The 12,459-nt window shown below is 56.0% G+C and carries 15 protein-coding genes; 4 read left to right on the top strand and 11 right to left on the bottom strand.

Translation table 11 applies throughout. The features are described 5' to 3' along the window. Positions 1-3: 3 nt before the first annotated feature. A complete protein-coding gene (locus AB3226_RS21230; protein WP_367374486.1) occupies positions 4-1,470 on the bottom strand; it encodes a c-type cytochrome in 1,467 nt (488 codons plus the stop codon). Positions 1,471-1,869: 399 nt separating this feature from the next. Here AB3226_RS21230 and AB3226_RS21225 point away from each other — a divergent pair, with 399 nt between their 5' ends. Continuing rightward, complete coding sequence (locus AB3226_RS21225) at positions 1,870-2,205, top strand: hypothetical protein (RefSeq protein ID WP_367374485.1); 336 nt, start codon at positions 1,870-1,872, stop codon at positions 2,203-2,205. 276 nt (positions 2,206-2,481) lie between these two features. Here the strand turns inward: AB3226_RS21225 and tam are convergent, their stop codons facing one another. Then, positions 2,482-3,252, bottom strand: coding sequence for a trans-aconitate 2-methyltransferase (gene tam, locus AB3226_RS21220; protein ID WP_367374484.1), 771 nt, complete (start codon positions 3,250-3,252; stop codon positions 2,482-2,484). A 70-nt stretch (positions 3,253-3,322) separates the two neighbouring features. Next, positions 3,323-3,652, bottom strand: a complete 330-nt coding sequence (locus AB3226_RS21215; protein WP_123721976.1) for a YXWGXW repeat-containing protein — start codon at positions 3,650-3,652, stop codon at positions 3,323-3,325. A 445-nt stretch (positions 3,653-4,097) separates the two neighbouring features. Between AB3226_RS21215 and AB3226_RS21210 the strand changes: the two genes are divergently transcribed. Then, positions 4,098-4,601 carry an inclusion body family protein gene (locus AB3226_RS21210; RefSeq protein ID WP_367374483.1) on the top strand — a complete coding sequence of 168 codons (504 nt, stop codon included), beginning with the start codon at positions 4,098-4,100 and terminating at the stop codon, positions 4,599-4,601. Positions 4,602-4,725: 124 nt separating this feature from the next. Beyond that, positions 4,726-5,265 (top strand): AidA/PixA family protein, encoded by a 540-nt coding sequence (locus AB3226_RS21205; RefSeq protein WP_367375824.1) that lies wholly within the window; start codon positions 4,726-4,728, stop codon positions 5,263-5,265. A gap of 62 nt (positions 5,266-5,327) precedes the next feature. Here the strand turns inward: AB3226_RS21205 and AB3226_RS21200 are convergent, their stop codons facing one another. Both AB3226_RS21200 and AB3226_RS21195 read right to left on the bottom strand, forming a co-directional pair. After that, positions 5,328-6,413: a type I restriction endonuclease gene (locus tag AB3226_RS21200; RefSeq protein WP_123360466.1), complete on the bottom strand. Its 1,086-nt coding sequence runs from the start codon at positions 6,411-6,413 to the stop codon at positions 5,328-5,330. 175 nt (positions 6,414-6,588) lie between these two features. After that, complete coding sequence (locus tag AB3226_RS21195) at positions 6,589-6,735, bottom strand: hypothetical protein (protein ID WP_367374482.1); 147 nt, start codon at positions 6,733-6,735, stop codon at positions 6,589-6,591. A gap of 195 nt (positions 6,736-6,930) precedes the next feature. Here AB3226_RS21195 and AB3226_RS21190 point away from each other — a divergent pair, with 195 nt between their 5' ends. Next, a complete protein-coding gene (locus tag AB3226_RS21190) occupies positions 6,931-7,329 on the top strand; it encodes a low affinity iron permease family protein (protein WP_367374481.1) in 399 nt (132 codons plus the stop codon). A 55-nt stretch (positions 7,330-7,384) separates the two neighbouring features. On the opposite strand, the gene AB3226_RS21185 is transcribed toward AB3226_RS21190, so the two are convergent. The 6 genes from AB3226_RS21185 to AB3226_RS21160 form a co-directional block, all read right to left on the bottom strand. Further along, a complete protein-coding gene (locus AB3226_RS21185) occupies positions 7,385-7,888 on the bottom strand; it encodes a DUF4142 domain-containing protein (RefSeq protein ID WP_367374480.1) in 504 nt (167 codons plus the stop codon). Positions 7,889-7,961: 73 nt separating this feature from the next. Further along, positions 7,962-8,117: a KGG domain-containing protein gene (locus AB3226_RS21180; protein WP_008014777.1), complete on the bottom strand. Its 156-nt coding sequence runs from the start codon at positions 8,115-8,117 to the stop codon at positions 7,962-7,964. Between the two features lie 110 nt (positions 8,118-8,227). Continuing rightward, positions 8,228-9,577 carry a diguanylate cyclase domain-containing protein gene (locus tag AB3226_RS21175; RefSeq protein ID WP_367374479.1) on the bottom strand — a complete coding sequence of 450 codons (1,350 nt, stop codon included), beginning with the start codon at positions 9,575-9,577 and terminating at the stop codon, positions 8,228-8,230. Between the two features lie 103 nt (positions 9,578-9,680). Then, entirely contained in the window at positions 9,681-10,319 is a 639-nt protein-coding gene (locus AB3226_RS21170; protein ID WP_052964797.1) for a LysE family translocator, read from the bottom strand. A 64-nt stretch (positions 10,320-10,383) separates the two neighbouring features. Beyond that, the gene (gene fos, locus AB3226_RS21165) at positions 10,384-10,800 is read right to left on the bottom strand and encodes a fosfomycin resistance glutathione transferase (RefSeq protein WP_367374478.1); all 417 of its coding nucleotides are present in this window, start codon (positions 10,798-10,800) and stop codon (positions 10,384-10,386) included. Between the two features lie 212 nt (positions 10,801-11,012). Next, complete coding sequence (locus AB3226_RS21160; protein WP_367374477.1) at positions 11,013-12,344, bottom strand: MFS transporter; 1,332 nt, start codon at positions 12,342-12,344, stop codon at positions 11,013-11,015. Between the last annotated feature and the right edge of the window lie 115 nt (positions 12,345-12,459).

Raw genomic sequence — 12,459 nt, 5'->3', positions numbered from 1 at the left:
CGGCTACTTCCCTGGCTCCGCCTTGCTCGCATCAGCGTCGGCATTCGCTTTGGATTTGATAAAAGCGATCAGTGCGTTCAACTCCTGATCAGTCGGAGCCAAGGCCGGCATGACGGCTGCATAGCCTTTGACGATTTTGGCGCCGGGATTAAGAACCGAATCCTTTATATAGCCCTCATCGACCTTGATACTCGTACCGTCGGCCAGGGTTTCTGTCTTGCCATACAGACCCTGCCAGCTGGGGCCGACACTCTTGCTACCATCGACACTGTGGCAGGCCAGACAGCCGAGCGACTCGGCCAGCCGCTGCCCCTGCGTCGCCAAGTCGTCACCTCTGTCCAGTTTTTCGCTGGCAGAAGGTTCTTGCTGCGCGGCACCCAGTGATTTGATCAGGGCGACGACAGCACCCAGTTCATCTTCAGTGAGAGTATAGGCCACCATGACCGGCGGGTAGCCCTGTACCAGTCGGGCCTTCGGATCGAGGATCGACTCTTTCAGGTAGGCCTCATCGACCTGCACACTGGTGCCATCGGCAAACTGTTCAGTGCGGCCGTACAACCCCTTCCATCCCGGGCCGAGACTGCTACTGCCATCCTGGCTATGGCAGGCACCGCAGCCGTATTTCTCGGCCAACAAGCGACCTTTTTCCACCACGCTGTCCTGACTGGGTTTGGCTGCTGTCGTTAATGTCTGCGCAAAAGTCGGTTGGCTGTTCAGCCATTGATCGAAGGCGCCCCGCTCTTCCACGATCATCTGGCCGCGCATGTTGTAATGACCTACACCACAATATTCAGCGCAAAGGATTTCATACTTCCCGGTTTTAGTCGGCGTAAACCAAAAGTACGACACCATCCCCGGCACCATGTCCATCTTGCTGCGAATTTGCGGGATATAGAAGTTGTGCAGCACATCTTTAGAGCGCAGTAAAACTTTCACTGGCTGATCAAGCGGAAGGCGAACTTCATTGTTTTTTATAAGTACATCGTCCTGACCCACAGGATCCCTGGGATCAAGGCCGAGGGGATTGGCGGCATCAACAAACTTGATATCCGACTTGCCCAGCTTCCCGTCCTGGCCGGGAAAACGAAAGGCCCACTGCCACTGCTGGGCGACCACTTCAAGTTCATAAGCATTTTTCGGCACCCGGATGAAATCACTGTAAACCACCAGACCTGGCGCCAACATCGCGGCAATACCTATCGAGGTCACGATAATCAACCATGTTTCCAGTTTTTTATTTTCTGGCTGATAGTGCGCCCTGGAGCCCTCCTTGTGACGATAACGCATCACGGCCACCGCCATAAATACCGTGATGGCGATGAAAAATATTCCGCTAATGATCAGGGTGATGAACAGGGTGGTGTCTATTGACCCCCAGTTGGAAGCTGCCGGAGTCGCATGCCAAGGCGCTAGTATATGGAACAACACTGATGCAATAACGATTAGTATCAAGATAATTGCTATTGCCATTTTCTCTTCATCCTATTCCTGTTGTTCACTGGTTATGCAAACGCATCGCCACTGACGTCCAAGCAGGGCAGACAAGTACCATCCATTCCGACGGTAAAGTCAGCGAGAAGTATAGTGCATGGACGGAACAAGCGCATTTTCTGAAAAACCTGCTGGCCAGATATTCCAATTCGAACATTAAGTTAATCGTTTAAAGCTATTCGCTACATATAACTATGGATATTCAGCATTACGTCTCTGGGGACTAAATGGGCGTAGCGAATTGACGCGGGTACAGCAAGCGAGGCTGGGTTGCCTATACTCAATTCTGATGACGGGATGGCAGAACTGGCCAGAAGCGGATGGCTTGAGAAGAGACAAGAGCTATAGAGTCCAGCAGTCCACGACGGAGGTTTCGTCATGAGTAACCTGACGATCGAAGGCTGGTGCAAACCCAGCGGCGCCCCAAAGTCCACCCCGGTGGGTGAGATCAGCTTTGATGTTGATGGCCCCCTCCATCTGCGTCTGGAGCAAGCTGAAGAACGCTTACAGAAAACCCATGAGCGTGAAGCCATGGTTGATGTCGACATGAGCTCAATGGAGTTGGTCTTGCCAGAGGGATACGACCCCTTGTCCGACTGCCAAATGCGCGTCTACTTGCAGCACGGGCGCGGTCAGTTCCATTTGGTCGGGCATCGAGCGAGCGATGGAAGCTTGGTCTATACCAATGCGGTTTTGATTGATCAGCTGCTTTAGAAGCTATTACGTGATGCTCGGCATCGGTGAAAATTCACCTTTTCCCTTCGCCTGCTCTGCTCAATTTCAGTCTCACGTCAGGGGGAATGCAGAAATCAAGAAACCAAACCGCTTTTCATAGGAGCCAGGCTTGCCAGCGAAAGCGCTCTCAAGGACGCGTTCGCCGGCAAGCCTGGCTCCTACATGTCCGAGCGGCCCTTAAACTGACTGGCATTGATCCGAAGTAGAAGGTTGGTCAACCAAAGGGACAAACGACCACGCATGTCCCTTTGTAGGTCAACGCGTCGCCACCATGAACAACCGCGGAAACGGCAACAGCACTGAACCATCGCTCTGCGCCGGATAGGCCTGCCCGATCGCCGTCAGATACTGCTTGAGATACTGCACCCGCTCCGCTTCATTCAGCGGCTCAAGGAAAGGCCGTAAACCGCTGCCCTTGAACCACTCGACCACGCCCGATGCGCCGTCCGCGAGCGAATGATAGTAAGTGGTGCGCCATACATCGACGCGGGTGCAGTGGGCACGCAGCATCGAGTAGTAACCACCCGCATCCTCCATTTCCGTTCGCAGGCCAGCCGCTCTTGCCAGTTTTTCCGCCCAAGGGCCGTTCGCTGCAACCTCGCGCATCAACCTGTGCGACGGTTCGTTGAGGTTGTCGGGCATCTGAATCGCCAGGCTACCACCGGGGGCAAGCCTGGCCACCAATGACGGCAACAACCGGGCGTGATCGGGCAGCCACTGCAACACCGCGTTAGCGAAAATCACGTCGAACGGGCCGGTCTCGTTCCAGGTATCAATGTCAGCAATGTCGAAACGCAGGTGAGGCAAGCGCTTGCGAGCGGCCTCGACCATATTGGGTGAACTGTCCACCCCACGCACCGCGGCATTGGGAAAGCGCTGCACCAGCAACTCGGTGGAATTACCCGGGCCGCAACCGATGTCGATTGCCGATTGGACGTCCATTGTGGGGATGGCGGCCAGCAAGTCACGCGCCGGGCGCGTGCGCTCATCTTCAAACGCTACGTATTGTTTGGCGGACCAACTCATATCGCTCTCCTGTCGGTGCATGGTCGTAGCCAGAGGCAGACAACCGGTTCGCTACGATACATTGACCGCGTCAGTTAACCCACGCCCCCACCCGCCAATGCCAGCCATCGTTACGTTGCTCCCAGTGCGGATGCACATAACGATACCCCGGCCGTTCCGGGACCCAATGGCCATGAACCGCGACATAACGCCCACCTTCCCAACGCCAGTACCCCCTGGACCAGAGATAACCCGGCCGCCCCGCAGGCTCTACCTCAACAACGCGTTCCGGTGGCGGCTGCGGTGCGATGATCTCAACATATTCACGCTGCACCGGACGCCGGTCATGAACAACCCGTTCCTGCACACAACCCGCTGCGGTAACCACCACCGCCAGCAACACCATGTAACGTAACAACATGCCGCCTCCTCAGGCTTGAAAGCCAAATCGAGTGAACCAGCAAAAAAACAGCCCCCTTTTCCAACCATGCTCCTGCCTGGTTCATTACTCTTTTAACAGGCCTTGTCTGTCTATTACCTGAACCCGGATCACTTGACGATTGAAAAACACAGGGGATCTGAATGAGCCTTTTCTTATCGCAAAACCATTGAAAGCCATAACCAAAACGACCGTTCGTCGACCGACCAGCAAAGCAGTTTTGACAGTATAAAAATGGCATCTATAGTCCTATCGCGGCCTGTTGGAAGGAACCCGACTCGTCATTTCAAGGCAAGGAGCAAGGCCAGCTCATACCCCGTGATCGAGTGGGTTCCCCAGTAGTGTGTTCGCAACGGCCGCAAGGCAAACAAGCGTTGTCGTGCCTGGCAGGTAGCCAGGTAATCACTATGTTCAAAGGAGCTTTACTATGTCTCGAGTCACGGATGTACTTGTTTCCATCGACACCGAAACCATTCTGAAGAACTACCCGAACATCAGCACAAACCCTGCTGCGCCGACGATGATCGACGTCAATCATGTGTACATGGTGACCAATCAGAACAACGTGGTGAGCGGCCAGGCCGGTGGCGAGCTCAACTTGAAAGCCCAGGTAGGCGATTTGATTCGCTGGCGTGAAACCAGCCTGTCGCTGGGCTTCGAGCAAGCAGTGATTTTCTACAAGTTCGTCGGCAACGCAGGCAACGAGTTGATCTCTACGCCCACGCCACGCAAGGCTACCGCCTCCTTTGCAGTCCCGAACACCAGCAATCCGTCGGTGCCCAGCTGCCAGAAGGTCGATAACCACTACTGGTCTTCGGAAACCCTTGCCTGCGGCAGCGTGACCTATCACTTCCAGTTTCTGATCGTGAATCGCGACTGCCAGATCATCGGCTGCTGCACATGGGATCCGTTCATTACCATCCGTAACTGATGCTGGGCCGGGCCCCTTGGTAACGAGGGGCCTACCGAGCTCGTTGCCGCCTCGGCTGGAACAGGATGTCTCGCTTGAACCGAAGCGGTTACCGTTTTGCGTCAACATCATGAAAGGATCCATGATGACTTCCGAACCGATTACCTCCCCTTCGGCGGGCGCCGTGATAGCCAGTAGTGTGCTTCTGATTGTCGATGCCGAATCGTTGCTTTCACACTATCCGCAACCCAGTCTTGAATTGCAGAACCCGACTGTGATTGAAGATGGTTTCATCTTCCCCGTGACTAGTAGCACGACGACACAAAGTACTGAAAATGACAGTAAAATAACGCTGACAGCCAGCAACGGAAAGATCTTCCATATCCGCGGTAGAACCGTCAGCCTGCTGGCCGAACATACGGTGGTATTTCACGACCTGACGGTGGACGATGCCGGGGCCCTTTCGCCGCCCAAACTGATAGTTCACAGCGGCCAGACAGTCCCCGCGCCCGACCCCGCCAACCCGACCCAGCCTGGCAGCCACAGCGCCGATGATCATTATTGGGAGTGTTCGCAACTGAGCACGGGCGTGACAGCCTGCGAACTGAACTTCATGCTGATCAACCAGCGCTGTGAAGTGTTGGGGTACTTCAGCTGGAAGACTGAGGTGACGTTGTCGGCATGAATAGATATGTAAAAAACCGGCCTCAAGGGGCCGGTTCTTTGTATGCCGTTTACCCAACACGGTCAGTCGTAGTACCCAACTGTCTTCTTCAAGTGATCCGAATAATCGTAAATCTCATCAACCGAGCCAATCGGATGCCGCGTTTCATTTTTTTCTTCGTCAAAAATCCCAATGTACTTTTGTGAACGATTGAAATGAAGGCGACAAATCGGCTTGCGATTATTGTCATCAAGCAAGATCCCAAAATAGCTTTGCGTATCGCGCTGCACTATCCGTTTTGCGTCTACAACCGAACGAACCACCGCACGGACAATGTGATAACCCTCCAATTCTTCCAGGGTCGTCAGCACTTTATCCTCTGATTCGTCACGCTGATCTGTCGGATCACTGCCGCCGGCAGGAACCGATCTCGATGCCAGCGCAGGCTGAATGGCACCACTCATAGCTGATTTGAGTCGGTCATTGATCTGATCATTGAGAAACTGCACGACTGCTTTCCTCGTCAGCTCGTGGAACTGCTCACGGACTTTCTGAGTTATGACCCCGTCGTACACTCGGGAGGCGAAGACTTTTACAAAGTCGTCATCAGGTTTGATGACCTGCGAAGCAATGACCTTTTTGATCTGACTGACATATTTCAGCTCACCTGCAGCATTGATGATCGAATCCACGTCGAATGCAGACTTGGTGAGCTTGATCAGTTCGGGGACGGAGTACTCATCGATGTCCAGAAGATCGAGTTCAAGAAACGGTTTCTCATCCATCTTGTTGGGCGCATCCAGGTCGGTGAAAAATTTATAGACCTGGCCGTTGGTGAGAATAGAGATTCGTGCGCTGGTGACATGAAAATAGCGAAATAGCTGGGAGGCGTGATTGATGTGTAGCGACTCGCCTATTTTTTTGCACTCGATGAGAATCTGTACCTCTCCTTCCTTCATGATTGCGTAGTCAATTTTTTCTCCTTTTTTCGTTCCAATATCGCAAACGAATTCTGGAGTCACTTCACTTGGATCAAAGACATCGTAGCCCAGCACCGTACTGATGAAGGGCATGACGAAAGCATTCTTGGTCGCCTCCTCCGTCTGAATTGCAGCGCTTTGCAAACGAACCTTGGCGGCTAGGCTCGCTAACTTCTCAAAGAATTCCATGAGTGACCTCTTACTTGGTTTCGATCCGTGTGTTTGCATGCTGGCAAATTGACTACCATTTGATACTAGACACAAACCGGCACAAAGAAAGATTCCAATCAAAGATTCCCGACGCAGCAAGGCATAAGCCACATTTCTATGAAGAGCGCGAGCGATTAACTCACAGGACAGTCATTCACTGCTTATCCGCCCCCTTCTCCTGCATCTGCACCGAAGACTTGGTGCCATCAGTGTTGTCTTTGGTCTCGTTATCCGAGTTATCGAAACAGCCCTGCAACGCCATCAGGCAACAACAAAGGTAAAACGTGCGAGCGAGGTTCATGCTGTTCTCCAGTTCAGGGGCTTGAAGTAGTGACCCATGTCGGTGGAAATGGTTGCGACTTTCTCGGCCCCGAACGATGAGCGCTGACAGAGGCTTCAGCGCACCGGCTTTTCATCCCGCAGGCAATATTCAGCAGAATTTTCGTCATGCCCGTGCTGTCTGAAAATCAGGCGCATCCCTATAAGGAGCACGGCAATGAAATTCGCAAAAATTGCACAGAAACTCTCCCTGTGGGCCGGCCTGCCCCGGACATTTCTGGGGGCGATCATTCTGATTATCCTGTGGGGTTTGAGCGGGCCGATTTTTCATTTCAACGATACCTGGCAGCTAATCATCAACACGTCGACCACCATCATCACCTTCCTGATGGTGTTCCTGATCCAGAACACCCAGAACCGCGACACGGACATTTTGCACTTGAAGATCGATGAGTTATTGCGAGTAACGAAAGAAGCGCAGAACGCTATGCTGGGGCTCGAATCGCTGGATCTCAAACAGTTGGAAGAATTGAGAAAGAAATATCGCCAACTCGGCGAGGGCGAGAAGATTCCCCTGGACGGCACTGTTGTCCCGGAAACAAAGAAACAGGATTGATGAATGTTGATCCATGCCTCGCGGGTGACCGGCGACGTCACCCGCGCCATGAGTGCTAGCGACTGGCTTGCAGGGCCCTGGCCATTTGCAGATGGTTTTGCAGTTTGGGCAGGGTTTCTTCGGCGAACGCTTTGATTTGCGGCACGTCCGTGGTCTGCGCTTGTTGTTGAAGCTGCTCGATGGTTTCTTGGGTGGTTTTCACCTGACTGGCGGCGTACGCCTGATCGAAGGACGCATCGTCCTTCACCTCCGGCATCAAGGCTTTGGCCTTGTCCATCACCTCTTCGCGTGGCGCGACCGGTAAATCGAGTTGCTTGGCAATTTTCGCCAGATGCTGGTTGGCGGTGGTGAGGTCGTTGATTACCACGATGGTGTAATCCTTGACCTCCTTGGACTCGGTTTTCTGGTGCGCCAGGCGACTGGCTTCGATGTCGGCCATGCCTTTGGCCGACGCCTCGTTGATGAATTCGGCGGCTGACTGGGCAAAGGCACTGTTGGCAAACAGACCCAGCAACGTGACAAAACTGGCATTGCGTAAACGGGTGGCCATCCGGCTCATGGTCGCGCCCTCCTTCTTTGAAAATTCAAACGGGAGCTTGCGCCCCCGTCTTTTAATAAAACCACCGTCACTATTACCGGGATTTCTGACCACCTTTGCGGCCCATGCCGCCTTTCGCGGAGTCTTTATCAACGGTCGTCGTGGTGGTTTTCCCACCTTTGCGACCGGCTTCAGACGCCTTCGTTCGATCATGGGCACTACCCGGACTCGGATTTTTTGAAGTTGGCATGGTTTTCATCCTCTTGATGATGATCACAGCGAGCAGCCGCCCGCATAGAATAAGAATTTCCATCGTCAAAAAGGTTTAGAAAAACTGGCAACGCTGCGACGAACGGACTTTCAGGCCTCGAAGCGCAGGTGCTGTTGGCGTTTGGCGCTGTACATCGCCTCATCGGCATGCCTGAACAACTGATTTTCTTCGGTCCCATGTTCGGGGTAGCGCGCAACGCCGATGCTCGGTTGAATATTCAGGTTATGCCCATCCAGGCGCAGGGGCTGAACCAGTACCTGGCGGATTTTACCCGCCACTTTCTCGGCGTCTTCCGCGGCGTGGAGGCTGTGCAACAACACGACAAATTCATCACCGCCGATACGCGCCACAGTGTCGGTTTCGCGCACGCAGCCCTTGATTCGATTGGCGACCGCTTGCAGCAGCATGTCGCCGACCGCATGACCGTGGGTATCGTTGACTTGCTTGAAGCGGTCAAGGTCGACGTAGAGCAACGCCATTCGACCGGAATCTTCCCGGGCCAGCGCCAGTGAGGCCTTGAGGCGTTCGCGCAGTAATTCGCGATTGGGCAACTGAGTCAGTTGGTCGTACTGGGCCATGCGCTGGAGCCGGGCATGCAATTGCTTGCGCTCGATAGCGGTCGCGACCTGAGCGCAAACATACTGCAGCAGTTCCTTGTCTTGCTCGGTGTAACGCTCGCCGCCCGGTACGCTTTTAACGATCAGCGCGCCAATGGTGCCGTTCTGCGAACTCAATGGCACGCCCAGCCAGCAGGGCGAATCCTGGCCCGCGACCAGCGCCGCAAATCCCGCCGGCGGATTGTCCTGATCCGGGGTCAGCAGAATCGGCAAGCCGCTGCGAATCACTTCACTGCAAAGACGCCCGGTCACCGTCCCGGGCTCCTCGGGTTGCGGTTCACAGTCGTCGACGTGATAGGGAAAATTCAGCTGCGCGCAGTGCTCGTCATACAGCGCCACAGAGAAATTCAACGCTGGGAGCCATTCGCCGATGATCGAATGGATGCGTTTGAACAGCGCCAGCAGATCTTCCGCCGCGTGGGCTGCTTCGGAGATTGCGTACAGCGCCGCTTGCCGGGACTCGGCCTGTTTGCGCTCGGTGATGTCGCGCGCCACGGCAATGCGCAGCTGATCGACCTCCGACCAGCGCGCCGACCAAAGAATATGCACCACCCGGCCGTCCTTGCGCAGGTAACGATTTTCAAAGTTGAGCTTGGGCTCGCCCTCCATGATCTCCCGCGCGGCGTCGAGGGTGCGCTGTCGGTCGGCGGGATGCACCAGGTCGATCATCGGCTGACCGATCAGCTCGTCGGGGGTGTAACCGAAAATACGCTCGCAGGCCGCGCTGACAAATACGAAGCGACCTTGTTTGTCCACCGCACAGACGGCGTCCAGCAAGAGGTCGATGTAGCTCGCCAGTGGGGCGGAATTTCTGCTTTCCATGATGCCGAGAGCGTGTCCGGACAATGCAACATTGAACAACCCTCCCTGACCGGTCATACGCCCGAGCGATGACTGTGCAGCTGACGCTTCCCTGCGATCAGCCTCAAGCCTTGTTCGTCACCAGCCCCGGCAGCGCATGCACCAGGGCATTGATGGCAAAACCGATGAACATTACCCCGCACAACCGGGTAATCGCCAGTTCATGGCGCTGATACAACGTGCGCACCTGACGCGCACCGACGATGCCTATGAGGATAGCGTAGGCCATAAGGCCACCAATGAAGCTCAAGACGATCAACCATGGCAGCATCGACCAATGCAGCAATTCTGCACGGCTGGACAGCAGCGCAGTAAAGGTCGCCACCGCCACCGGATATGCCTTGGGGTTGGTCAAACCGAACATGATGCCGTGCCAGAACGGCTGCCGCGCCGGGCCTTGAGGAGCTTCGGCACTGCCGCGGCGAGCCCGAACCGCCCGCAGGCCCAGCCAGAACAGGTACAGCCCACTGAATACGCCCAGCACATCGAACGCGGTGCTGCCGATTTCCCGCGCACCGACAATCGCGATCAGCGCCGTACTGCACCAGACCACGTCGCCCAGCAAATGCCCGCACAGAAACCCCGCTCCGGCCCGCCGCCCGCGCGCCGCGCCGATGCCAAACACCGCCAGCACACCCGGCCCCGGCGTGATGCCATAAATGAAGCCCGAGGCAAGAACGGCCATTAGCAGCGATGGAGTCATGGGAATTCCTGTTGAAACGCCGGATGAATGGACGCAAGTCTATCCCAGGACCTCGAGCATCGACTTAACGATCGTCGAAGAACTTCATCCCCGCATACGGCCGTTGCCGACACGCCGCTAGCCGCGACGCCATATCCCCGACATGCGCCTCAAGCTTGTGCCCGTCCGGATCAAGAAAATAGAACGACGAGCCTTCGCTGCGGTTGTCCCGCCATTCCTGCACGTTGGCAGATCGCAGGCGTTCGACGAACAACGGGAAGTCCGTAGCGCCAATACTGAAGGCGTAATGGGTGTAGTCAGCGGCGGGCGTGGATTCGCGTAGCGGATCGAGAGAAAGGCACAGCCACAGACCGGGTAATGAGAGATAGGCGCCGGTGTCCCACGTGGTTTCTAGCTGGAGTTGCAGCAGATCTTGATAGAACGCCACGCTGCGGTTCAGGTCGGTGACGGCGAGGGTCAGGTGGTTGAGGCCGGTTAGCATGGGTTAAGTAACCTTTGAGGCTGGGTCCGACCGGAGCGTACAACTTAAACGTCCTTGAGCGTATAGCCGCTGGGGGTTTGTTGGCTGTGAGTCAGTCATCGCGAGCAGGCTCGCTCCCACAAGGGTTGGCGTCGGACACAAATCCTGTGCCCGACGCAGTCAATATGGGAGCGAGCCTGCTCGCGATGGCGTCCGGTCCGGCACCGCAGATTTCAGAACTTATCGAGCGTACGCAGCTTCTGCGGCAACCCCCACAGCAACAACGCAGCGGCGATCAGCGCGGCAACGCCGATGACGTACAGGGCCGGGGTGGTGCTGCCGGTCAGGTCCTTGATTCGCCCGACCATGACCGGGCTGACGATCCCACCGAACTGGCCGAGGGTGTTGATCACCGCGATCCCGCCAGCGGCACCTGCGCCCGCACCGGCCAGCAGTTTTGGCGGCAGGGTCCAGAAGCTGGGGATCGAGGCGATGATTCCGGCACCGAGCAACCCCAGAGCGACAATCAGGAAAGTCGTGTGGTTAGCGAAGATCCCTGCGCTGAAGAACCCCACCGCGCCCACCGCCACCAGACCTGCAACAAACTTACGCCGCTCGCCGGTGGCATCGGACAACCGCCCGATCACCACCATGCTGATGGCGCCGCAGATGTAGGGGATGGCGGTCAACAAACCGATCATCACCGGACTCTCGGTGCCGGCACTGCGGATCAGTTGCGGTGCCCAGAAATTCAGGCCGTAAGACGCTACTTGAATCAGAAAGTAGATCAACCCCAGCATCAGGAAACCTGGAATTCGCAGCGCAGCCAGCAAGGAACCTCCGCTCTTGTGGGGTTCGTGGTGAGCGATACGGCTGGCGAGCAGTGTCTTCTCCGACGACGTCAGCCAATGGGCGTCTTCGATGCGGTCCTTGAGCAAGGTCAGCACCAACAAACCGAGGCCGATGCAAGGCACGCCACCGAGCAGAAACAGCCAATGCCAGCCGCGCATATCAAGGACGCCATCCAGGTGTTGCAGCACCAGCCCGGAGAACGGTGCGCCAACCAGCCCGGCAAACGCCGACGCGAGAAACAGCATCGAGGTGATGCGCCCGCGGTAGTGCTGCGGGAACCACAGCGTCAGGTAGTACAGCACGCCCGGCGCGAAACCCGCTTCCATCGCACCGATCACAAAGCGCAGAGCGTAGAACTGCCATTCGCTGTTGACGAAGACCATGGCCGCGGTGGCGATACCCCAAGACATCATGATCCGGGCGATCCAGCGCCGCGCCCCGACCTTGTAGAGCATCATGTTGCTCGGCACTTCGAAGATCACGTAACCGACCACAAACAGCCCGGCGCCGAGGCCATAAGCGGTGTCGCTCAGGCTCAGGTCGGTCTGCAACTGGAACTTGGCAAAGCTGATGTTGATGCGGTCGAAAAACGCGAACAGATAGCAAACCATGATCAGCGGCATCAGTCGCCAGGCGACTTTGCGGACCAGGGCTTTTTCGGCATCGTGGCTAACGGACGGGCTCGCGCCCGCCTCCAGTACATTGAGGCTCATAGTATTTCTCCAGATGGACTTCACGAGGGAGTCCCGATTGTTTTTGTTGTCTGGTTGAGATGGTCTTGTGGACGCTTTTTTGTGGGAGCGGGCTTGCCCGCGATTGCGGTGCACC

This window comes from Pseudomonas lini, assembly GCF_964063345.1.
GTDB classification, from domain to species: domain Bacteria; phylum Pseudomonadota; class Gammaproteobacteria; order Pseudomonadales; family Pseudomonadaceae; genus Aquipseudomonas; species Aquipseudomonas lini_B.
This window is presented reverse-complemented; position numbering and strand designations above follow the sequence as displayed.

Bases quoted from the DNA above. Each gene is read 5' to 3' on its own strand.
- AB3226_RS21230 (WP_367374486.1), bottom strand. From the start codon at position 1,470: ATGGCAATAGCAATTATCTTGATACTAATCGTTATTGCATCAGTGTTG.
- AB3226_RS21225 (WP_367374485.1), top strand. From the start codon at position 1,870: ATGAGTAACCTGACGATCGAAGGCTGGTGCAAACCCAGCGGCGCCCCA.
- tam (WP_367374484.1), bottom strand. From the start codon at position 3,252: ATGAGTTGGTCCGCCAAACAATACGTAGCGTTTGAAGATGAGCGCACG.
- AB3226_RS21215 (WP_123721976.1), bottom strand. From the start codon at position 3,652: ATGTTGTTACGTTACATGGTGTTGCTGGCGGTGGTGGTTACCGCAGCG.
- AB3226_RS21210 (WP_367374483.1), top strand. From the start codon at position 4,098: ATGTCTCGAGTCACGGATGTACTTGTTTCCATCGACACCGAAACCATT.
- AB3226_RS21205 (WP_367375824.1), top strand. From the start codon at position 4,726: ATGACTTCCGAACCGATTACCTCCCCTTCGGCGGGCGCCGTGATAGCC.
- AB3226_RS21200 (WP_123360466.1), bottom strand. From the start codon at position 6,413: ATGGAATTCTTTGAGAAGTTAGCGAGCCTAGCCGCCAAGGTTCGTTTG.
- AB3226_RS21195 (WP_367374482.1), bottom strand. From the start codon at position 6,735: ATGAACCTCGCTCGCACGTTTTACCTTTGTTGTTGCCTGATGGCGTTG.
- AB3226_RS21190 (WP_367374481.1), top strand. From the start codon at position 6,931: ATGAAATTCGCAAAAATTGCACAGAAACTCTCCCTGTGGGCCGGCCTG.
- AB3226_RS21185 (WP_367374480.1), bottom strand. From the start codon at position 7,888: ATGAGCCGGATGGCCACCCGTTTACGCAATGCCAGTTTTGTCACGTTG.
- AB3226_RS21180 (WP_008014777.1), bottom strand. From the start codon at position 8,117: ATGCCAACTTCAAAAAATCCGAGTCCGGGTAGTGCCCATGATCGAACG.
- AB3226_RS21175 (WP_367374479.1), bottom strand. From the start codon at position 9,577: ATGGAAAGCAGAAATTCCGCCCCACTGGCGAGCTACATCGACCTCTTG.
- AB3226_RS21170 (WP_052964797.1), bottom strand. From the start codon at position 10,319: ATGACTCCATCGCTGCTAATGGCCGTTCTTGCCTCGGGCTTCATTTAT.
- fos (WP_367374478.1), bottom strand. From the start codon at position 10,800: ATGCTAACCGGCCTCAACCACCTGACCCTCGCCGTCACCGACCTGAAC.
- AB3226_RS21160 (WP_367374477.1), bottom strand. From the start codon at position 12,344: ATGAGCCTCAATGTACTGGAGGCGGGCGCGAGCCCGTCCGTTAGCCAC.